General features: G+C 65.6%; 16 protein-coding genes. 10 read left to right on the forward strand and 6 right to left on the reverse strand.

The genetic code is table 11. The features are described from left to right. Nucleotides 1–228: 228 nt before the first annotated feature. Nucleotides 229–432 (reverse strand): DUF465 domain-containing protein, encoded by a 204-nt coding sequence (locus IFT58_RS13740; protein WP_188325608.1) that lies wholly within the window; start codon nucleotides 430–432, stop codon nucleotides 229–231. Nucleotides 433–522: 90 nt separating this feature from the next. Between IFT58_RS13740 and ttcA the strand changes: the two genes are divergently transcribed. The 3 genes from ttcA to IFT58_RS13755 are packed head-to-tail and all read left to right on the forward strand — an operon-like array spanning nucleotide 523 to nucleotide 3166. After that, entirely contained in the window at nucleotides 523–1410 is an 888-nt protein-coding gene (ttcA, locus tag IFT58_RS13745) for a tRNA 2-thiocytidine(32) synthetase TtcA (RefSeq protein ID WP_192095522.1), read from the forward strand. A gap of 12 nt (nucleotides 1411–1422) precedes the next feature. Further along, nucleotides 1423–2328 (forward strand): recombination-associated protein RdgC, encoded by a 906-nt coding sequence (locus IFT58_RS13750; protein WP_188325610.1) that lies wholly within the window; start codon nucleotides 1423–1425, stop codon nucleotides 2326–2328. Between the two features lie 58 nt (nucleotides 2329–2386). Then, a complete protein-coding gene (locus tag IFT58_RS13755; protein WP_188325611.1) occupies nucleotides 2387–3166 on the forward strand; it encodes a SprT family zinc-dependent metalloprotease in 780 nt (259 codons plus the stop codon). Between the two features lie 540 nt (nucleotides 3167–3706). Here IFT58_RS13755 and IFT58_RS13760 read toward each other — a convergent pair. Further along, complete coding sequence (locus IFT58_RS13760) at nucleotides 3707–4570, reverse strand: methylglyoxal synthase (RefSeq protein WP_192095524.1); 864 nt, start codon at nucleotides 4568–4570, stop codon at nucleotides 3707–3709. A 185-nt stretch (nucleotides 4571–4755) separates the two neighbouring features. On the opposite strand from IFT58_RS13760, the gene IFT58_RS13765 reads away from it, so the two are divergent. Beyond that, complete coding sequence (locus tag IFT58_RS13765; protein WP_192095526.1) at nucleotides 4756–7533, forward strand: ATP-binding protein; 2778 nt, start codon at nucleotides 4756–4758, stop codon at nucleotides 7531–7533. A gap of 13 nt (nucleotides 7534–7546) precedes the next feature. Here IFT58_RS13765 and IFT58_RS13770 read toward each other — a convergent pair whose 3' ends face one another. From IFT58_RS13770 to IFT58_RS13780, 3 genes are all read right to left on the reverse strand, one after another. Continuing rightward, complete coding sequence (locus IFT58_RS13770) at nucleotides 7547–8992, reverse strand: FAD-dependent oxidoreductase (protein ID WP_192081991.1); 1446 nt, start codon at nucleotides 8990–8992, stop codon at nucleotides 7547–7549. A 70-nt stretch (nucleotides 8993–9062) separates the two neighbouring features. Then, nucleotides 9063–13517 carry a glutamate synthase large subunit gene (gltB, locus tag IFT58_RS13775; RefSeq protein ID WP_192095528.1) on the reverse strand — a complete coding sequence of 1485 codons (4455 nt, stop codon included), beginning with the start codon at nucleotides 13515–13517 and terminating at the stop codon, nucleotides 9063–9065. 168 nt (nucleotides 13518–13685) lie between these two features. Further along, nucleotides 13686–14072, reverse strand: a complete 387-nt coding sequence (locus IFT58_RS13780; protein WP_188325616.1) for an I78 family peptidase inhibitor — start codon at nucleotides 14070–14072, stop codon at nucleotides 13686–13688. A 118-nt stretch (nucleotides 14073–14190) separates the two neighbouring features. Here IFT58_RS13780 and IFT58_RS13785 point away from each other — a divergent pair, with 118 nt between their 5' ends. Further along, nucleotides 14191–15255: a DNA topoisomerase IB gene (locus IFT58_RS13785; protein WP_192095530.1), complete on the forward strand. Its 1065-nt coding sequence runs from the start codon at nucleotides 14191–14193 to the stop codon at nucleotides 15253–15255. On the opposite strand, the gene IFT58_RS13790 is transcribed toward IFT58_RS13785, so the two are convergent. Next, complete coding sequence (locus IFT58_RS13790; RefSeq protein WP_192081994.1) at nucleotides 15239–15583, reverse strand: hypothetical protein; 345 nt, start codon at nucleotides 15581–15583, stop codon at nucleotides 15239–15241. The two genes, IFT58_RS13785 and IFT58_RS13790, sit on opposite strands and share 17 nt — an antisense overlap. Before the next feature lie 223 nt (nucleotides 15584–15806). Here IFT58_RS13790 and IFT58_RS13795 point away from each other — a divergent pair, with 223 nt between their 5' ends. The 5 genes from IFT58_RS13795 (at nucleotide 15807) to IFT58_RS13815 (ending at nucleotide 20835) form a co-directional block, all read left to right on the forward strand. Further along, on the forward strand, nucleotides 15807–16934 hold the full coding sequence (locus IFT58_RS13795; RefSeq protein WP_192095531.1) for an SDR family oxidoreductase: 1128 nt from the start codon (nucleotides 15807–15809) through the stop codon (nucleotides 16932–16934). A gap of 142 nt (nucleotides 16935–17076) precedes the next feature. Beyond that, nucleotides 17077–18498: an XVIPCD domain-containing protein gene (locus IFT58_RS13800; protein ID WP_192095533.1), complete on the forward strand. Its 1422-nt coding sequence runs from the start codon at nucleotides 17077–17079 to the stop codon at nucleotides 18496–18498. Nucleotides 18499–18500: 2 nt separating this feature from the next. Next, entirely contained in the window at nucleotides 18501–19280 is a 780-nt protein-coding gene (locus IFT58_RS13805) for a hypothetical protein (protein ID WP_197974632.1), read from the forward strand. A 591-nt stretch (nucleotides 19281–19871) separates the two neighbouring features. Beyond that, entirely contained in the window at nucleotides 19872–20354 is a 483-nt protein-coding gene (locus IFT58_RS13810; protein WP_249405707.1) for a hypothetical protein, read from the forward strand. A 94-nt stretch (nucleotides 20355–20448) separates the two neighbouring features. Further along, the gene (locus IFT58_RS13815) at nucleotides 20449–20835 is read left to right on the forward strand and encodes a BlaI/MecI/CopY family transcriptional regulator (protein ID WP_188325620.1); all 387 of its coding nucleotides are present in this window, start codon (nucleotides 20449–20451) and stop codon (nucleotides 20833–20835) included. Nucleotides 20836–20837 lie beyond the last annotated feature (2 nt).

Here is a 20837-nt window from a genome sequence, read left to right on the forward strand (position 1 = left end):
GGGCACGGTCCTGGGACACGCCGCGGTGGGCGTGATGGTTGGGCACGGGCCTGGAAAACGCCGCGGTGGGCGTGATGGTTGGGTACGGGCGGTGGGCATGGGTTGGTGGGCATGGGTTGGTAGAGCCGACTTCAGTCGGCTTGCCGCCGCCGCCGACTGAAGTCGGCTCTACCAAAGGTTTGAGCAGCCGACTGAAGTCGGCTCTACCGAACGCCAGGGCAGCCGTCGTCAGGCTGGTTCGTCGGGAATCTGCAGGCTCTCCAGCCGGCTGATGCAGTCTTTCAGCTGTAGGCGGTGCCGCTTCAACCGTTTGGACTCCAGGTCGTCGCTGCCGTTGGCGGCCATGTGCGTGATGCGGTCATCCAGCGCACGGTGTTCCGCGCGTAGTGCGCCCAGGCGCTCGGTGATTTCAGCGGGTGTGTAAGTGTCCACCTGCCGAGCATACACAGCGCAGGTGAGCGTCGGGGCAACCGGCAGCACCATGACTGGGGAAGTGCCGATGGCAGCCGGTAGAATGGGAGGATGAGCGCTGTCATCTCCCTGCCCGATCCCCTGCCGCGCGTGCGCCGTGATGCGGATCAGCAGGTGCGCGTGCTCGGCAGGCAGCTGCGCCGCCAGGTGGGCCAGGCCATCGCCGATTACGGCATGATCGGCGAGGGCGACAAGGTGATGGTCTGCCTGTCCGGCGGCAAGGACAGCTACACCCTGCTGGACATCCTGCTGGACCTGCAGCGTCGCGCCCCGGTGCCGTTCGAGCTGGTGGCGGTGAACCTCGACCAGAAGCAGCCGGGCTTTCCCGCCCACGTGCTCCCCGAGTACCTGTCCGGCCTGGGCGTGGCGTACCAGATCATCGAGCAGGACACCTATTCGGTGGTCAGCCGGGTGATTCCAGAGGGCGCCACGCAGTGTTCGCTGTGTTCGCGGCTGCGACGCGGCGCGTTGTACCACCATGCCGCCACCCACGGCTTCACCCGCATCGCGTTGGGACACCACCGCGATGACATGGCGGCGACGTTCCTGATGAACCTGTTCCACCATGCCAAGCTGTCCGGCATGCCGCCCAAGCTGCGCAGCGATGACGGCCAGCACGTGGTGATCCGGCCACTGGCCTACGTGCGTGAGCGGGACATCGCCGAGTACGCGCAGGCGCGGCGATTCCCGATCATTCCGTGCACCCTGTGTGGCAGCCAGCCGAACCTGCAGCGTCGCCAGGTGGGGCAGATGCTGGCGCAATGGGACATCGACCATCCCGGTCGCGTGGACCAGATCGCCCGTGCACTGGCTACCGTGGAGCCGTCCCAGCTGGCGGACCCGCGCCTGTTTGATTTTCATTCCCTGGAGCGCCGCCCGTGCGACGCATCTCCTGAGACGCCCGCAGCCGAAGATGGCCGTGGCGCCCTTCACTCCTGAATCCGGAATTCCATGTTCTTTCGCAACCTGACTTTCTTCCGCTTCCCTACCGCCACTGATTTCTCCAGCGTGGACACCCAGTTGCCGAATGCCCTGCTCAAGCCGGTCGGTCCGCTGGAGATGAGCTCACGCGGCTTCATCTCCCCGTTCGGCCGCGAGGAAAAGGAGCAGTTCTCCCATCGCATCGAAGAGCACCTGTGGCTGACCGTCGGGGGTGAGGACAAGCTGCTGCCCGGCGCGGTGGTCAACGACCTGCTCGAGCGCAAGCTGGAAGAGATCGAATCCAACGAGGGGCGTCGTCCCGGTGGTCGTGAACGCAAGCGCATGAAGGATGACCTGCTGCATGAACTGCTGCCGCGCGCCTTCGTCAAGAACTCGCGCAACGATGCGTTCCTGGACCTCAAGCATGGCTACGTCGCCGTGGATTGCTCCAGCCGCAAGACGGCCGAGTACTTCATGTCCGATATCCGTGGCCTGCTGGGCAGCTTCCCGGCCATGCCGCTGAATGCCGAGGTGGCCCCGCGTTCCATCCTGACCGGCTGGATCGCCGGCGAGCCGCTGCCGACCGGTCTGTCGCTGGGCGAAGAGTGCGAGATGAAGGATCCGGTGGAAGGTGGCGCCGTCGTCAAGTGCCAGCACCAGGAACTGCGTTGCGACGAGATCGACAAGCATCTGGATGCCGGCAAGCAGGTGACCAAGCTGGCGCTGGTGTTCGAGGACAACCTGTCCTTCGTGATCGGCGATGACCTGATCGTGCGCAAGCTGAAGTTCCTGGACGGTGCGCTGGACCAGCTGGAACACACCGATGATGACGGCCGCCGTGCCGAGCTGGATGCACGCTTCGCGCTGCAGAGCGCCGAAATCCGTCGGCTGTTCCTGCTGCTGGAAGAGGCGTTCAAGCTCAGCAAGGCCGACTGAACGGGGCGACCCGGTACGTGTCCATCCCCGCTGACGCCGTGCGGCGTATGCTGGCTCCATGAGTCCGTTGCTGCGCCGCCTGTTGTCTCCCGCGCCCACCGCTTCGGTGCAGCGGGACACCGTGCGCCTGCGCATCGGGGACGCGGAGATCGACATCCTGCGCGTGCGCGACCCGCGCGCGCGCCGCATCAAGCTGAGCGTGGACGAGCGTGGCGCAAGGCTGACCCTGCCCTTGCGTGCCAGTCTGCAGACCGGGGACCGTTTCCTGGAAGAGCACCGGGGCTGGTTGGCGAAGCAGCTGCTGCACTTTCAATCCGATCGCATGCCGCCTGCGCTGGTTCCGGGCCAGCCCGGCCTGTTGCCCCTGCGCGGCGAGCTGTTGCCGTTGCGTTGGCAGGAGGCGCGCTACGCCAAGCTGGAGATCGATGCAGAGGGCGCATGCGTGCATTGGCCGGTGCGCGCCACGCCGGCCACGCTGCGTCGCGTGCTGCGTGAGTTCTACGAGGCACAGACACGGGCCGACGTGGGCCAATGGCTGCCGCGTTACCTGCCTGGACTGCCGCGCGCACCCACGCGGATCCGCTTGAAAGTGATGTCCTCGCAGTGGGGGTCGCTGGCACCGGATGGCAGCATGGCGCTGGATCTCGCATTGGTGCTGGGGCGCCCTGCCGCCTTCGAGTATGTGCTGGTGCATGAGCTCTGCCATCTGCTGCAGGCGAATCACTCCGCGGCGTTCTGGCATGAAGTGGAGCAGCGTTTTCCGGCATGGCGGGAGCAGCGCGACTATTTCCATGACGAAGGACGGCGGTTGAAGGCGATGCTGCGGCAACTGCTTTGACGCGGTGAAGCGGCGTCAAAGCAGTTGCCCACGCATGTCACCTTATCCCCGCGCCTTCGGCGCGCCCCCTTGAACAACAAGGGGGCTCTCCCCCAGTTAGTTCGTGAGGTCGTCGCCGCTGCGCTCGCCGAGCATGGCTCGGCGCTACCCTGGGGACTCGTGCCTGGCACGTACTGCGGGAGATTGGTGTGTGGCAAATACCGTGGGAATTCGTGCGTGGGGCATGCCGTTGGAATTCGTGCGTTATGCACCTGGTAGCGCCGAGCCGTGCTCGGCGAGCGCAGCGGCGGTGAAGCGGCGTCAAAGCAGTTGCCCACGCATGTCACCTTATCCCCGCGCCTTCGGCGCGCCCCCTTGAACAACAAGGGGGCTCTCCCCCAGTTAGTTCGTGAGGTCGTCGCCGCTGCGCTCGCCGAGCATGGCTCGGCGCTACCGTGGGGATTGCTGCGAGGCACGCACCTTGGGAATTTGTGCGTTATGCACTCGGTAGCGCCGAGCCATGCTCGGCGAGCGCAGCGGCGATGGCGTCACCGGTCCGGGTTACCGCCGCTGTGCGGCGGCGATCGCCCAGCGTGTGGCGACCGCGGGGGCGGTGATGCACACGGCGCGATCGGTGACGGTCGTGACGGCGCGTTCCAGCAGCTGGATGTCCGCTTCGTGCTGGCGCGCGACGTGGGGGTCTTCGAAGAAGATCGCACGTTGGCAATGGCCTTCCAGCACTTGGTCGGCAATCTGTGCGTCGCCGCCCAGTGGGCCGCTCTGGTAGCGCGTCACCCACGGTTGGTCGAGGGGCCAGCCGCGGCTCCATGCCAGTTCGTTGAGTCGCTGGCCAGTGGTTCCCGTGCCGATGCGCGAGGCGAAACGGGACAACACGTCGAAGTGCTTGGCGGCGAATGCCAGCATCGCCGGCTTCATCGCGTCGTGGGCGATCAGGGCCAGCGTCTGGTGGCCGAACGCATGCAGGTCATCGGCACCCGGATCGGCCGCCCATCCCGCATGCACGCGTTCCACTTCCACCCAGTCGCGGGCGCTGGCAACGGTGGAGAGGAAGGGTTTGCCGTGGATGACGCATTGCCGCTTGAGCGCGATGGCCTCGGGGAAGATCGATGACGGGTCGACCGGGTCGATCAGGTAGATTGCGCCGTCCAGCGTGCGTTCCGGCCCCATGCCGACCACTTCGGCCACCAGCTTCATCAAGCCGCCCTCGCGTCCGTTGGGGTAGCGCGTGAGCTGCGTGGTAGCCTGCAGCGGACCGTAGTGCTGGATCGCGTCGAAGGTGCGCCCCACCGCATGCAGCGACACCTCCAGCTCGGCGATGCCGGCGTGGCAGGCGCGCAGCCAGCGGAAAAGTGCGGCGTTGCCGTCATGGTGATGAAGCCGGTTGGCTGCAAGGCCAAGTCGCATACGGTCATTCTCCTGTGGCGTCGGCGAAGTGTATGCCGTTGATGGCGTCGCGCCGAGCCGCTTATGCAGCAATCCTGATGGCCCGCTACGCGCAGGCTGCTAGCGTCGGCAGGTCATGGATCGCGGACAGGGAGAACATCGGGGTGGGGAGCAGGGGCATCACCGGGTACGTGTCTGGACTGGCCATGCTGCTGGCCGCATCGCTCGCGGCTGCACCGGCGCGCGCGGCCACGCCGGCAACCGATGCGGCCGCCAGCGCCGGGTGTGGCATGCGCCTGGGCGCCGACGACGAACGGCCTGTCATCCGCCTCGGCTTTCCCAACGACCGCGCACCGCTGTCATCGGGCTCGGCGCGTAACCCCGGTGGTGTGCTGCCGCTGCTGCTGGCGTTGCTGCCCCAGGCCTCGTTCAAGGTGCAGGCGCTGCCCACCGATGAACTGCGTCGCCGTATCGCGCAGGACGAACTGGACGCCGCCATCGGCCTGCCCGTCCGTGATCTTCCTGCGCACTGGCTGCACTCCGGCGGCTATCTGCGTGTTCCCAATGTCATCGTCACGCGCCGACAGGGCATCAGTGCGCATGATGCCAATGACCTGCAGGGACGGCGCATCGCCGTCATCGATGATCTGCCGCACGGATGGCCCCCCCCTGATGCGCACGTACAGCGCAGTACCGATGCACGGCAGGCGCTCGCGCTGCTCCTGTCAGGCCAGGTGGATGCAGCCGTGGGCAACGCCCTTGTCATCGAACACGCGCGCCGGGCCACGCGGGCGGTCGGGCTGGTGGTGGGCGCCCCCGCCGGCTTCGATGACATCCTGGTGCTCGCCGTGCAACCGCGCTGTGCGCGATGGTTGATGGCCTTCGACCAACAGTGGCCCGCCTTGGCGCCGGCCATTGGGCGTGCCGCACGGACGCCAGTGCCCTCGCTGCGGGTGGATGCCGAGGGGATGAAGCGGCCGCTTGCGCTGCTCGGACTGGCGCTGGCGGTACTGGCGATCGGCCTGGTGCACGCCAACGGCTACTGGAAACTCCGGCGCGAGAGTCGGCGGCGCAGTCGGCTGCGACGCCGTATCGATGAGATATCGGACAACCTGCCGGTCGTGGTGTTCCACGCACGACGGCAGCGTGATGGGCGGATCTGCATGGATCTGGTGGTGGGCGACGTACCGCAGCTGTTCAGTGCATCGACGGGCGAACTGCAGGCAGATCCTTCGCGGGCGCTTGCTGCGCTGCGCGGTCGAGACCGTCGTCGTGTGCTGGCGACCCTGGAACGCGGCGCACGGCGCATCCAACCCGTGTCGTTCCGCTTCAGCGCCCACGGTGTGCGGGGCATGCGCTGCATTGCCATGCACGCATGGCCGACCCTGCAGCAGAACGGCGAGCAGCATTGGGCCGGCTATTGGCTGGACGTGTCCGACGAGCAGATGCGCGAACGCGCCATTGAACGCGCGCAGGCGCATGCCGCCGCCGATGCGGACGATCGCACCCGCCTTGCTGCTGCGCTGGGCAGCGGGATGGACGAGCCGACCCATGCCCTGCAGCAGCGATTGGCGGTGCTGGATGATGGGCCTCTCGATGGACAGCAACGTGCCGCACTCGCCTCGCTGCAGGATGCCTCGACGATGCTGTCGCGGATACTCGACGACGTGCGCGCGCTGTCTGCGGGCGATGCGGCGGAGATGATGCTGCACGCAGCGCCAGTGGACCTCAGGCAATTGCTGATCGGCGTGGAGACCCTGTTGCGCCCTGTGGCGCTGTCCAAGGGCCTGATGTTCCATCAGCGGGTGGACAGCGAGGTAGCCGACTGGCTGGAGGTGGACGGCACGCGGCTGCGGCAGATCCTGTTCAACCTGGTCGGCAATGCCATCAAGTTCACTGCGCAGGGCGAGGTAACGCTCCGCGTGCAGTGGGTGGGCGACATCGGCGCGTCACAACGCGTGCGCATCGAGGTCGCTGACAGCGGTGTGGGGATCGCACCCGAACGTCAGGATTCCGTGTTCGAGCCCTTCGCCCAGGCGACCTTGTCCACTACGCGGCTGTACGGCGGCACCGGACTCGGCCTGGGCATCTGCAGACAACTCGCGCAGCGGATGGGGGGCAGCCTGCGCCTGCACAGCGTGCCTGGAAAAGGCACCGTGGTGGCGGTCGAACTGGAGCTTCCGCGCAGTAGCCCCGTGCGCTCCGACGCACCCGCGCTGCGCACTGGACCGACAGGCGCCGTTGTCCAACCGGCGGCACCACACTGTGTGCTGGTCGCCGAAGACGATCCCACTCAACAGGTATTGATGCAGTGGTGGCTGCGTGGCATGGAGCTGGACGTGGAGGTGGTCGCCGATGGCGTCGCTGCACTGGAGCGCTGGCAGGTCACGCGGCCAGCGCTGCTGTTCACCGATGAGCGCATGCCCGGCCTGGATGGCCAAGGCCTGGTGCGGCAGGTTCGCCTGCGGGAAGCGCAGCTGGGGCTGCCACGCACCCCGATCATCGGCATGAGCGCCGATACCGATGGCCTGCGCGACCTGCCCGTGGACTACCTGCTGGCCAAGCCGATAAGCAGGGCAACACTGCAGGCAGCGATCGCGATGGTCGCACCCGCGCTGCTGGTAGCGCCCGGGGTGGTGGATGCGGCGGCGGCGCGCGCCCGCGCCGACGTGCCGACGCTGTCGGTCCTGGCGGGCCGCTTTGGCAGCGAGGAGGTCGCCCGCGCGCTGGCGCAGACGCTGCGGAGCAGCCTGGAAGACGACCTGTTGGCGCTGCAGCGCGAATGGCAGCAGGAATCGATGCAGGCCGCCGCGCAACGATTGCACCGCATGTCGGGCGGCGTGGGCAGCGTCGGCATGACGATGTTGTCCGCCGAACTGCGCGAGCTCAGCGAACGCGACGCGCCCATCGAGGAGGCCCAGCGCGTGGCGGTGGCGATCCACCTGCGCGCGTGCATCGCGCAGCTGCAACGCCTCACACCCTAGCGCTGGCCAGCGCTCAGCTGGCCAGCAGGCGCACGATGCTGGCGGCGGCGTCGCGTCCCTCGGCGACAGCGGTCACTACCAGGTCGGCGCCGCGCACGGCGTCTCCGCCGGCGAACAGCCGCGGATGAGCGGTCTGGAAGGGCAGGCGGTCTTTGCCGCCGACCTGCAGCCGGCCATTGCTGGCCGCTTCCACGCCCTGCGCGGACAACCAGTCCGGTGCACTGGGCGAGAAGCCGAACGCGATGATCACGATGTCCGCTTCCAGCAGCGATTCGCTGCCCTCGATCGCGACCGCCGCCTGACGGCCGTTGGCATCCGGCTCGGCCAGCCGGGTTTCCACCACGGTCACGCCGATGGCCTCATCGTCCGCGCCGGCTTCAATGGACAGCGGCTGGCGGTTGAACAGGAAGCGCACCCCCTCTTCGCGGGCATTGGCGACCTCGCGCGCCGAGCCGGGCATATTGGCTTCATCGCGGCGGTAGGCACAGGTCACCTTCGCTGCGCCCAGCCGGATCGCACTGCGCACGCAGTCCATTCCGGTATCGCCGCCACCCAGCACCACGACGCGCTTTCCGTTGAGATCCGGTACCGCGATCTGATCTTCCCAGCCGGCGATCGGCCGCCCTTGGGGATTGTCACCGCTGACGATGCGGGCGTTCTGCACCAGGAACGGCAGGGCCGGCAGCACGCCCTTCAGATCCTGCCCATCCAGCCCGCCATCGGTATACCGGTACGCGCCGGTGCCCAGGAACACCGCATCGTGCCGCTGCAGCAGGTCGTCCACGCTGACGTCGCGGCCGATCTCCACGCCCAGCCGGAACTGCACGCCCATGCCTTCCAGCACCTCGCGGCGCTTGCGGATCACGTCCTTGTCCAGCTTGAAACTGGGAATGCCGAACTGCAGCAGGCCACCGATCTGTTCGTAGCGGTCGTACACCACGGCCGTGATGCCGGCGCGCGCCAGCCGATCCGCGCAGGCCAGCCCGGCCGGGCCGGCACCGATCACCGCCACCGTGCGGCCGGTCGGCTCCACTGCACTCAGGTCAGGGCGCCAGCCGCGGGCCAGCGCGGTATCGACAATGTATTTTTCGACCGCGCCGATGGTCACCGCACCGAATTCTTCCAGCGTGCAGCTGCCCTCGCACAACCGGTCCTGCGGGCACACGCGGCCACACACTTCCGGCAAGGGATTGGTGCTATGGCACAGCGTCGCGGCTTCCTCGATGCGGTTTTCCTGCACCAGCTGCAGCCACTGCGGAATGGCGTTGTGTACCGGGCACTTCCAGCTGCAGTACGGATTGCCGCAGTCCAGGCAGCGGCCGGCCTGGAACTGAGCTTCTTCCTTGCCGAACTTGCCGTACAGCTCACCCCAGTCGCCGGAGGTGCGCAGTTCGACCGGGATGCGCTGCGGCATCGTCCGGGGCAGGTCGAGGAACTGGAATGCGTGCTTGCGGCTCATGGCGTGCTCTGCCTGTCGGCGTGGAGGTGCGGCGGGTCAGTGACCGGCAGCACCAGTGGAAAGGGCGCGGTCATGCGGCGCGACGCAGGGTTTCGGTCAGCGATTCAATACTCGCGGCCTTGGGCTTCACCAGCCAGAACTTGCCGATGTAATCGCGGAACTCGTCCATGATCTGCTGCGCCCAGATGCTGCCGGTCAGTTCGCGATGACGGCTGATCAGGCGATGCAGGTGCTGACGATAGTTCTCGAAGCCCTCCGCCGACACGCGGTGGATGTCGATCAGCTCGTGGTTGTAGCGGTCGACGAAATCACGGTCCACGTCGAGCACGTAGGCCAGGCCACCGGTAAAGCCCGCGCCGAAGTTCAGGCCCACCTTGCCCAGCACCAGCACCACGCCGTCGGTCATGTATTCGCAGCAGTGGTCACCGGCGCCTTCGATCACCGCCAGTGCACCCGAATTACGGACCGCGAACCGTTCGCCTGCACGCCCTGCGGCGAAGAGTTCGCCGCCGGTCGCGCCATACAGGCAGGTGTTGCCGATGATCGCCGTGCTGCGTGCTTCGAAGCGCGCGCCACGCGGCGGACGCACCACCAGCCGGCCGCCGGCCATGCCCTTGCCGACGTAATCGTTGGCTTCGCCTTCCACTTCAAGGTGCAGGCCACCCACATTGAAGGCACCGAAGCTCTGCCCGGCGGTGCCGCGGAAGCGCAGCTCCAGCGGGGCGTCGGCCATGCCCTGGTTGCCATGTGCGCGGGCAATGGTGCCCGACAGGCGGGTGCCGATGCTGCGGTCGGTATTGTGGATCAGGAAGCGGTGGTCGCCGCCGCGCTTGTGGGCGATGGCATCGGCCAACAGGCCATCCATCTGCGTGGCCAGGCTGTCCGGCGATTCGTACAGGCGCTGCGCCGCGCAGTGGCTGCCCTCGTAACTGGCATCCACCAGCAGGCGCGACAGATCCACGCGCACGCCTTCGCGCGGTGCGGTATCGATCTGGCGCAGCAGTTCGGTGCGGCCCACGATCTCCTGCAGCGAACGCACGCCCAGGTAGGACAGCCAGCCGCGTACTTCTTCCGCCAGCAGCTTGAAGAAGTTTTCCACGCGTTCGGGTTGGCCGGTGAAATACTGCTCGCGCAGGCGCTCGTCCTGCGTGGCCACGCCGGTGGCGCAGTTGTTCAGATGGCAGATGCGCAGGTACTTGCAGCCCAGCACGATCATCGGGCCGGTGCCGAAGCCGAAGCTGTCCGCGCCGAGGATCGCGGCCTTGACCACGTCCAGTCCGGTCTTCAGTCCGCCATCGGTCTGCAGGATGGTGCGGGCGCGCAGATCGTTGCCGACCAGCGCCTGATGCGCTTCGGCCACGCCCAGTTCCCACGGCACGCCGGCATACCGGATGGAACTGACCGGCGATGCACCGGTGCCGCCGTCGTGGCCGGAAATGGTGATCAGGTCCGCGCCCGCCTTGACCACACCGGCGGCAATCGTGCCCACACCTGCATGGCTGACCAGCTTCACCGACACCAACGCGGTCGGATTGACCTGCTTGAGGTCGTAGATCAGCTGGGCCAGGTCTTCGATGGAATAGATGTCGTGGTGGGGCGGTGGTGAGATCAGGCCGATGCCCGGCTTGGCATAGCGCAGCCGTGCGATCAGTTCGTTGACCTTGTGGCCGGGCAGCTGTCCGCCTTCGCCCGGCTTTGCCCCTTGGGCCACCTTGATCTGCAGCACTTCGGCGTTGACCAGGTACTCGGCGGTGACGCCGAAGCGTCCGGACGCCACCTGCTTGATCTTGGAGCGCTTCTCCGTGCCGTAGCGGGCCGGATCTTCGCCGCCTTCGCCGGAGTTGCTGCGTCCACCCAGACGGTTCATCGCGATCGCCAGCGCTTCGTGCGCTTCCGGCGACAACGCGCCCAGGCTGATCGCGGCCGTATCGAAGCGCGGGAACAGCTCGCTGGCCGGCGCCACGTCATCCAGCGGCGTCGGTGTCGTGGCAGGTACCAGTTGCAGCAGATCGCGCAGTGCCGATGGCGGACGGGCGTGCACCGCATCGCAGTACGCCTGCCAGTGCGCCGGATCGCCCGAGCGCGACGCGCGCTGCAGGCTCATGACCACGTCCGGGTTGTACATGTGGTACTCGCCGCCGTGCACGTATTTCAGTAGGCCGCCGACGTCCGGCTGCACTTGGTCATCCCAGGCCTGTACGGTCAGCTCGCGGGCTTCTGCATCCAGCCGCGCGAAGCTGACACCGCCCACGCGCGACGGCGTTTCCGGGAAGCACAGGTCCACCACGTCCGGCTCCAGCCCGACGATCTCGAACAACTGCGCGCCCCGGTAACTGGCCACCGTGCAGATGCCCATCTTGGAAATGATCTTCGACAGGCCCTTGTACACGCCCTTGCGGTAACGCCGACCAATCTGCGACTGCTCGCCGCCCTTGCTCAGCTTCAGGATGCCGCGACGGCCGAGGTCGAACAGCGTCTGGTACGCCAGGTACGGATACACCGCAGTGGCGCCGAAGCCCAACAGGCAGGCCATGTGATGCGGGTCGCGTGCGGTGCCGGTTTCCAGGATCAGGTTAACGTCGCAGCGCAGCCCGGTGTTGCACAGATGGTGGTGTACCGCGCTCGTAGCGAGCAGGGCATGCACCATCGGCCGGTCCGTGACCGGGTAGCGGTCGGACAGCAGCAGCATGACGATGCCCTCGCGCGCGGCCTGCTCGGCTTCGGCGCAGATGCGCTCGATGCCAGCCCGCAGGCCTTCTTCCTCGCTGTAGGACAGATCGATCAGCCGGTTGGCGTCGACGTACTGCTCCATCTTCAGCAGCTGGCGCAGCTTGCGCTGGCTGAGCACCGGCGAATTGAGGATGACGTGGTTAACGGTCTCCGCGCCCGCATGGAAGATGTTGGTCTCCTTGCCCAACTGGGTGGACAGGGACATCGCGCAGTCTTCGCGCAGCGGATCGATCGGCGGGTTGGTGACCTGCGCGAACGCCTGGCGGAAATAGTCGTACAGCGGGCGGCTGCGTTGGCTCAACACCGCCATCGGCGTGTCGTCGCCCATCGAGCCGGTGGCTTCCTGTTCGGTTTCGGCCAGCGGCCGCAGCACCTGCTCCACCTCTTCGGTGCTGAGCTGGTACAGCTTGTGATAACTGCGCAGGGTGCGCGCGTCGAACGGCTCCTCCACCAACGAAGGGTCGATCAGCTCGGTCTGCAGGTAGGTCACGCCCTGCTGCAGCCACTGCTTGTACGGTGCGCGACCGCGGTTGATGCGGTCTACCGCATCCGAATCCAACAGGTCACCGCGCTTGAGATCGATGGCCATCATCTCGCCCGGGCCCAGCTTGCCCTTGCGAACCACGCGCTCGGTCGGCACTTCCCACACGCCCGCCTCGGACGCCACCAGGAAGTGGCGGTCGGAGGTCAGCATCCAGCGCGCCGGACGCAGGCCGTTGCGGTCCAGGGTGCACACCGCATAGCGCTCATCGCAGGCCACGATGCCGGCCGGGCCGTCCCACGGTTCGCTGTTGAGGCCATGGAATTCGTAGAACGCGGCCAGGTCGGGATCCTTGAACTCCAGCGACTGGGTCGCCGGCGGCACCAGGATGCGCAGCGCCTGGATCAGCTCCATGCCCGCGCTGACCATCAGCTCGAGCATGTTGTCCAAACTCTGCGAATCCGAGCCGTGCATGGAGATCACCGGATCGAACTCGCCGATGTCGAAGCGCGGCGTCTTCCAGACCTTGCTGCGCGCCTGCGCCCAGCGCCGGTTGCCTTCGATGGTGTTGATTTCACCGTTGTGGGCAAGCATGCGGAAGGGATGCGCCAGCGGCCAGCGCGGCAGCGTATTGGTGGAGAAGCGCTGGTGGAACACGATGGCGCTGGAGGCCAGGTCACTGCGCTGCAGGTCCAGGAAGAACCGCGACAGCTTGTCCGGCAGCACCATGCCCTTGTAGCTGATGGCATTCGGGCTGAGCGTAGTGACGTAGTAATCGGCGTGCTCGCGCAGCGTCTGCTCGCTGCGGCGACGGGCCAGGAACAGTGCCAGGGTAAAGGCCGCGTTGTCCTGTGCATCGCCGGCATCGACGAAGATCTGCTCGATGTGCGGCAGGGTGTCGCGTGCCAGTTGCCCGCAGACGCTGTCATCGGTGGGCACCACGCGCCAACCGCGCGGCTGGGTGCCGGCCTTGACCAGCTCGGCTTCCAGGGCAGTGCGGCACGCTGCAGCAGCGGCTTCGTCGTGTGGCAGGAACACCACGCCGGCCGCGAAACGCTCGCCGACGCGGATGCCGGCCTCGCTGGCGATGGCCTTCAGGAACGCCTGCGGCCGGCGCAGCAGCAAGCCGCAGCCATCACCGGTCACGCCATCGGCGGCCACGCCACCGCGGTGGGTCATCCGCGAAAGCGCGGCGATCGCGGTGTCCACCAGCAGCCGCGAGGGCTGGTCATCAAGCTGGGCCACCATGCCAAAACCACAGGCATCGCGCTCATGTTGCGGGTTGTAAAGCCCTTGGCGGTTGCGGGGGGCCATCTTTGCCTCGTCGTCAGGTGAGCGGCGACACTTGCCCCCGCCCAATCCTTGGAGCGTGTATCAGGAGGCCACCGGATACTTTGACTAGATCATAGATGGTGCAATGCCGCAACACACGGTTGCACGCGCAACCAAGGCGCTGGCAAGTGCTTGCCAGCGCTCAGGAAATCAACCGCAGCGGACGCCGGTGACCACGTTCTTTTCGTCCACTTCCACATTCAGGCGCTCGCCCACGAATTCCATCGTGGTCATGTCGCCGGGACGCAGCACGCGGAGGTCACGCGCCGCCGCATCCTGCTGGGCCTGGCCACCGAGTTCATCGGTGAACGGCTGGCCGACCAGGCTCTGCACCTGGGTGGCATCACAGTTGCCGACAGGCGGCGCTTCGGTCGCCTTGCCGGTTTCATCGGTGGGCGCGGTCGCGCTTTCGGCGGCTTGTTGCGCCTGGGCGGTAACGGCGTCCTGTTCGTCCATCGGCGGCGCCGAGCAGGCGGCCAAGAACAGCGTAGCGGGGAGCAGGATCAGGAAGGGGCGAGAGAACTGCAGGAACGACATGCGGACTCCATAAGCGTACGGGGTGACGAATGCGTGAGCATACCGGCTGATGGCCGCTGACGTGTTCGTGTTGCGTTATTGACGCCGCCTCGCACTCGCCCCCGCCACACTGCCCGCCATGAGCCAGACGCCTGTAACCCCTGAAAAAACCGCCGCCCGTGCCGCCGGCCTGCGCTATGTCGATGACAGCCAGCCCGGCTTCCGGCGTCGCCGTGCCGGCAAGGGATTCGCCTACCGCGATGCCGATGGCCACGCTGTGCGCGACGCGGAGACCTTGGCCCGCATCCGCTCGCTGGCGGTGCCGCCGGCCTATACCGATGTGTGGATATGCAGCTGGCCCAACGGCCACTTGCAGGCAACCGGCCGCGATGCCCGGGGCCGCAAGCAATACCGCTATCACGCCGAGTGGGCGCGGGTTCGCGGGGCGGGCAAGTTCGATCGCACCATCGCCTTCGGTGAGGCGTTGCCGAAACTGCGTCGGCGGCTGGGTCAGGATCTGCGGCGCAGCGGCTTCCCGCGGGAGAAAGTGCTGGCCATTGTCGTGGCGCTGTTGGCCGATACGCTGGTGCGCGTGGGCAACGAAACCTATGCGCGGGAGAACAAATCCTTCGGCCTGACCACCCTGCGAAATCGTCACTTGGCGCTGGTGTCCGGAGGCCGGGTACAGATGCGTTTCCGTGGCAAATCCGGCCAGCATCACGAGGTGGAGATCGGCGACAAACAACTGGCCAAACAGGTGCGGCGGATCCAGCAGCTGCCCGGCCAGGCGCTGTTCCAGTATCGCGACGACGATGGCACCGTGCAGCCGGTGGACTCCGGTGAAGTGAACGACTACCTGCGTGAGGTGATGGGCGAAGAGTTCACCGCCAAGGATTTCCGCACCTGGGGTGGCACCGTCGAAGCCCTCCGCGTGTTCGCCGTAACGGAGCTGCCGGAGCCGGCCAGCAAGACGGCGCTGGCCGCCGCGCAACGCGAGGTGGTGTGCAAAGTGGCGGACCTGTTGGGGAACACGCCCGCGGTGTGCCGCAAGGCGTACATCGATCCCAGCGTGTTCGACGGCTGGGAGCGCGGTGAGCTGACTGCGCTGGCCGGGTTGCGTGGGCCGCGGCAGTGGGAGCAGGCGACCCTGCGCTACCTGCGCAGGGCACGCCGGGTCAGCAAGAAACTCAGCCGCAGTAAATAGCGGTGATGTTGTTGGTGCGGCCGGTTTCGATGGTCAGCCGCTCGCCGCCCTGATGCGCCGCACCGGCCGCCGGATCCGCACTGCCGCTGGCGGTCGGGCCGCTGCGCTCAAGCGTGCCCCGCAGCACCTGCACCTGCAGGCTGTCACTGTCCACGCGGGCCCGTTCTACGGTGGCCGCTGAGGCCGCCAACCCAACCGCGCCCTGCACCTTGTCCAGGTGGCACTGGCCGGAAATCACGCCGTCGATGGGCTGGACCTGGGCCATTGGCGTGCTGCTGCAGGCGGCCAGGGAAACGGCCATCGCGGCCACGCTCAGATAACGGATCATCGGTGCAGCTCCAGTGTTGTTGAGGTGCCTAGCGTGCCGTGTCGCGCGTGGTGCCAGGATGAACGCCTGCACACGGTGGGCACGTTGCATTCACTGGCAGTGGAAGTCGGGATGTCCACACTGGTTGCACGTTCCTGACGTGTCGCTTCACCGGTAGCGCGGCGCAATGCCCCGCGGTTCTCATGCGGCACGTGTTGGTAAATCCGTGTCGAAAGGAGATCTCATGGCAACCGCCAAGACCACCACCACGAAGAAAGCTCCCGCCCGCCAGAAAGCCACCCCGAAGGTCCGCAAGGGCACCCGTGCCACCGCAGCCGCCCCTGCCGAAACCGCCGCACGCAAGCGGGTAGTCAAGACCGCCACCCGCAAGACAGCCGCCACCGACGAGCGCGGCGCCCGCGTTGCTGCACGTCAGCGCCGTCTGCAGGATCAGGAAAAGGCAAAGGATGTTCGCGCCAGCAAGAAGGCCGCCAAGAAGAAAGTCACTCAGGCCGGTGCACGCAAGCAGCCGACCAAGATGCCCGCCCAGACCATCGCCAAGCCCGGCAACGAGCATGAGCTTTCCCTGTCGCCACGCTTCCTCGCCCCGGATTACGTCGGCAGCGGGAAGCTGAAGGGACTGCGCGCGATCGTGACCGGCGGTGACTCCGGCATCGGCCGAGCAGTGGCGGTGTTGTATGCCCGCGAGGGGGCCGACGTAGCCGTACTGCACCTCGATGAGCACGAAGATGCCGACGTCACCCGTCAGCATGTCGAACAGGAAGGGGGACGCTGCATTGTCATTGCCGGTGACGTGCGCGATCCGAAGTTCTGCAACCGCGCAGTGAAGCAGGTCGCCAAGGCGTTCGGCGGTATAGATATCCTGGTCAACAACGCCGCGTTCCAGCTGCACTGCCATCGCCTCGAAGACCTGGATGACGCGCACCTGCAGGAAACGCTGCAGACCAATATCGGTGGCTACATCCAGATGGCGCGGGCGGTGCTACCGCATCTGGGTGAAGGATCGAGCATCGTCAACTCGGGCTCTGAAACGGGCTTGTTCGGCAGCAAATCGCTGATCGATTACTCGGCGACCAAGGGCGCGATCCACGCGTTCACCAAGGCGCTGGCCAGCCAGCTGTTGCCACGTGGCATCCGGGTCAACTGCGTTGCACCGGGTCCGGTGTGGACCCCATTGAACCCGGCTGACAAAGAAGCACCGGATGTCGGCGAATTTGGCCAGAACAGCGACATGGGCCGCGCCGCGCAGCCGGAAGAGTTGTCGCCCGCGTACGTCTTCCTTGCCGCACCCAGCTGCTCCAGCTATATCAGCGGCGTGGTGCTGCCGGTGATGGGCGGCCCGCACGGCTGACCGCGACAGGCACCGTCGGCTTCCTCTCGCCGCTGAGAGGGCGCTGACGCCAACACGCCAGAGTGTGCCCCTGGTCAAACCCACCCCCTGCGCCGCGTCGCTAGCGTGAAGCTCCGGCTTCAGGGGGGTGGAGGTTTGACGCATGACCGAGATCAACATCAGCGCCGCTGCGGATGACGTAGTGGCGCTTCTGCGTTCGCAGCGTGCACGGGAGGCCGCCGCGCAGCTGCAGACACTGCGGGACGCGCAGGCGCTCGTCGTGCAGGAAGCGCTGGAGCGCTATGTCGCGGTGCGTGCGGCGCCGGAGCTTGAGGCGCTGGGGCAAGCGGGAGGCGTTGTAGCGGCGGACAGGGCCACCGTCACGCCGATGCTGGAGCGCTTGCGCGTGGCGTCGCGACCGCCGCGGATGCCGACGTCTACCGAAACCGCCACGCTGAGCCAAGCCCAGCAGCATGATGTGTACGGAAGCATGGTGGAGCTACGTGGCAACGCCGCTGCACAGGAAGCCATGGAGACGCAGGATCGGGTGATTCTGGGGTTGCGGAAGGAGACCCGTACGACCGTGAAGAGAGGCCGAGGCGATTACGATGATCGCATCGTAGTGCTCTGGCGCGACGCGGAAGGGCAGGGACACGTACGTGAGTTCCTCGAAACTACTACCGAGCCATCCGCCCAATACGACGGCCACGCCAAGACCACTCCGCCCAGCGCTGGTTTTGCTGACGTAATCACACGGACGAAGACCGAGGGTGAAGATGTCAATGCGGACCGGGTGAGAGACATGGGACGACTGGCGGAGGGAACCACGGAGATGCGCGAGACCACCCATCCCCGTTTCAAAATGGCGGATGAGTTCTCATTGCGTCCCACGAGGGCGGCAGTTGCTGAGGGTTCGAAGCGTGTAGAGCGCGACACCAACGGTGATGGCTGGTTCGATGCGCGCGATATCAACGGTGTGCAGGACCTTAACGATACCTTCAAAATCCATCGTGGAAGTGCGCGCAACACCTATTCGGCTGGTTGCCAGACTGTTGGAAAGGACGAATACGATGCGTTTGTGGCTGTCGTTCGAGGAACGCCTGACCAGGACCGCTGGCAATACGTGCTCACCACCGTAATCCCAAGTCCATCGCGCACACTGGATGATCATCCAGCTCGTCAAGCTGATGATCCTCGTGATCCGCAGCATCGCGACCATGCAATGCAGCAGCAGATCAGCACCCGATTGACGGAGATGGGAGGCCAGTACGCAGAGCGGGCTGATGACTCCAGTTTGCGGCTGCTGGTAGAAGCAAAGTCGGCAGGAATGACCCGCGTCGATCAGATAGTGAGCAGTAATGCCGTGGGTGATCGCAGTGCCGGAGAAACATTGTTTCTGGTACAGGGCACGCCAACCGATCCCGCAGCGCTTCGTGTAGGGGTAAACGCCGCGGTAGTGATCGAAACGCCGGCAAACACCAGCCTTCAACTGCTACAGCAGCAGGCGGGAGGGCAGGCTCAGCCGATACCGGATGTAGACCAATCATTACATCAACACAACGCGCCTGCGATGGGAGGCCACTAGAAATGATCGTTGGCCGTATCAGATTGGATCTCTTGGTCATCCTTGTCATCGCCAACAGCAACTGCTCGGCGATTGCTGAGGACACTCGGGCCCGCCCCTCCTCTGTTCCACGAACCGTATCGGACCATGGGCTTCCACCGCTCCCGGAACCTTCGGGAAGCGCGATAAGGGGCGGATCCTACGGTACGTTGCCACCGGAGGCGAAGGTCGTACTTGAGCAGCTGGACTGCAAAGTCGGCAATCCGACCACGGCGAAAGTTTTTCAGATACCTGGTCAAGACGGTAAGACCGACTTCATGGTCACCGATCGTAGTGACTCCCGCTTTCACTATTGGATACGTTCATTCGCTGGCACTGGAGGCACGACTGGATACCTCGCCCAATTGAACGGCTGTCCGGCGTGGACAGTCGGGATGCGGGCCTACATCGCCAAGGACGGTGGTGTACCCGACGACGTCACTGCTACGATCCTTGCGCGTGGCGGCTTTCCAGACCAGAAGGCAATGAAAAAGTACGTGGACCAAGGAGCGAGTGAGCTTTTCGCCCAGTTTGAAAAGCTGGGTCGCGTACCTCTCGTACGGTGGTATGCAGAGGCTGATCCTGATCGTGGACTTCGAACGGATAGGCGTACCTTCGGCCGCGGAAACTATGTCCATGGCGGATTCTTGGTGTGGACGGGCGAAGACTTCGAGGTAAAGCAGAAAGTGTCGGCCGCCCTGTGGCTGTGCGAGAACCCTAAGGCTCCCGAGTGTATCGACGATCCATTTTTGGAAGGCCCTTGAACCTCGCTTGAAAGCGTGTGGGGTCGACCTCGCATCAGTGATCGACACATGCGGAGTTGACAAGTCATCGGCATCACGGTCAGTAGCGCCAGGACAGCGAAATGGGCCATGCCGCGCATGCCGGAAGAACTGTCGCCGGCGTACGTGTTCCTTGCCGCACCCAGCCGCTTCAGCTACATCGGTGGCGTAGTCCTGCTGGTGACGGGCGACCCACACGGCTGACAGTGCTATGCATCAAGCCAAAGCAATAATGCGGAGAGGACATTGAATATGTTTATCAAGCCCGCGCGAGCGTCAAAAATCTCTCTGCCAATCGTAAGCATCTGCTTCGCTTCGTTTCTCGCGAGTGCGCCAGCTTCGTCGCTCGCCATGGGGACGGGGTCAACCCCAGAACCTATTATCAGAGCTGTTCATAGCGATCACGGGCTGCCTCCACTTCCTTCAGCTTCGGGCTCTGGCAGGCGTGGGGGAATCCACGGAACACTGCCGGTGGAGGCAAAGGCTGTGCTGAAGCATCTGCAGTGCGTAGGGGATGATTCATCCAAGCACCAGATCTTTACGATTCCAACCCAAGGAGGTCGATCCGACTTCATGGTCACTGATCGCAGCGGGTCAAACTTTCGTTATTGGATACGCTCATTCGCCGGTACCGAAGGCACAACCGGTTACCTGGCCCAGTTGAACGGCTGCCCGGCATGGACAGTCGGGATGCGGGCCTACATTTCCAAGGACGGTCGTGCACCCGAAGATGTAACTGCGACAATTCTTGCCCGTGGCGGCTTCCCGGATGAGAAGGCGATGAAGAAGTATGTGGACCAGGGAGCGAGTGAGCTCTTTGCACAGGTCCGCAAGCTGGATCGAGTACCCGTCATCAGATGGGTTGCAGAGGCCGATCCTGATCAAGAACTGGTTCTGGACAACCGCACGTTCGATCACGGAGGGCTGGTGCATGGCGGATTCCTGGTGTGGGCGGGTGACCATTTCGAGGTCCGACAGAAAGTAACGGCGGCCATGTGGCCCTGTGACGGCAAGCCCATCGACTGCGATGACGACCCATTCGTAGAAGGGCGCTGACCGGACCGTTCGTCGGTCCATGACCTCCGGGGGGTTGACTACAGTTGTCGCTACGGGCACGGTAGCGACACGTGTAGTCAACCAGGGACGTGTCATGCGCCGTAAGACGATCGGGGACCAGGAACTGGCCCTGCTGCAGTACATCGATGAAATCGGGACGCCCAGCGTCGGTGAAGTGGCGGTGGGCTTCGGCGAGCCGCGCGGCCTGGCGCGTTCCACCGTGCTGACGATGATGGAGCGGCTGCGTGGCAAGAACTATCTGCGTCGCCAGCAGGCTGACGGCATGTACCGCTACCAGTCCACCGCCGCACAGGACAGCGTGGTCCAAGGGGCTATCGCGCAGTTCGTCGATCGCACCCTGCAGGGCTCGGTATCGCCGTTCGTGGCCTACCTGTCGCAGCGCGAGCAGGTGAGTGACGATGAACTGGCCGAGCTGGAAGCCCTGGTCGAACAGCTGCAATCACGCCGGCAGGAGGGCTGAGC

Origin of the sequence: Stenotrophomonas sp. CFBP 13718, assembly GCF_014842145.1 — a bacterium.
In the GTDB taxonomy this organism is placed as follows: Bacteria; Pseudomonadota; Gammaproteobacteria; order Xanthomonadales; family Xanthomonadaceae; genus Stenotrophomonas.

Coding starts and splice junctions, on each gene's coding strand:
- ttcA (WP_192095522.1), top strand. CDS start 523: ATGAGCGCTGTCATCTCCCTGCCCGATCCCCTGCCGCGCGTGCGCCGT.
- IFT58_RS13750 (WP_188325610.1), top strand. CDS start 1,423: ATGTTCTTTCGCAACCTGACTTTCTTCCGCTTCCCTACCGCCACTGAT.
- IFT58_RS13755 (WP_188325611.1), top strand. CDS start 2,387: ATGAGTCCGTTGCTGCGCCGCCTGTTGTCTCCCGCGCCCACCGCTTCG.
- IFT58_RS13760 (WP_192095524.1), bottom strand. CDS start 4,570: ATGCGACTTGGCCTTGCAGCCAACCGGCTTCATCACCATGACGGCAAC.
- IFT58_RS13765 (WP_192095526.1), top strand. CDS start 4,756: ATGCTGCTGGCCGCATCGCTCGCGGCTGCACCGGCGCGCGCGGCCACG.
- IFT58_RS13770 (WP_192081991.1), bottom strand. CDS start 8,992: ATGAGCCGCAAGCACGCATTCCAGTTCCTCGACCTGCCCCGGACGATG.
- gltB (WP_192095528.1), bottom strand. CDS start 13,517: ATGGCCCCCCGCAACCGCCAAGGGCTTTACAACCCGCAACATGAGCGC.
- IFT58_RS13780 (WP_188325616.1), bottom strand. CDS start 14,072: ATGTCGTTCCTGCAGTTCTCTCGCCCCTTCCTGATCCTGCTCCCCGCT.
- IFT58_RS13785 (WP_192095530.1), top strand. CDS start 14,191: ATGAGCCAGACGCCTGTAACCCCTGAAAAAACCGCCGCCCGTGCCGCC.
- IFT58_RS13790 (WP_192081994.1), bottom strand. CDS start 15,583: ATGATCCGTTATCTGAGCGTGGCCGCGATGGCCGTTTCCCTGGCCGCC.
- IFT58_RS13795 (WP_192095531.1), top strand. CDS start 15,807: ATGGCAACCGCCAAGACCACCACCACGAAGAAAGCTCCCGCCCGCCAG.
- IFT58_RS13800 (WP_192095533.1), top strand. CDS start 17,077: ATGACCGAGATCAACATCAGCGCCGCTGCGGATGACGTAGTGGCGCTT.
- IFT58_RS13805 (WP_197974632.1), top strand. CDS start 18,501: ATGATCGTTGGCCGTATCAGATTGGATCTCTTGGTCATCCTTGTCATC.
- IFT58_RS13810 (WP_249405707.1), top strand. CDS start 19,872: ATGGTCACTGATCGCAGCGGGTCAAACTTTCGTTATTGGATACGCTCA.
- IFT58_RS13815 (WP_188325620.1), top strand. CDS start 20,449: ATGCGCCGTAAGACGATCGGGGACCAGGAACTGGCCCTGCTGCAGTAC.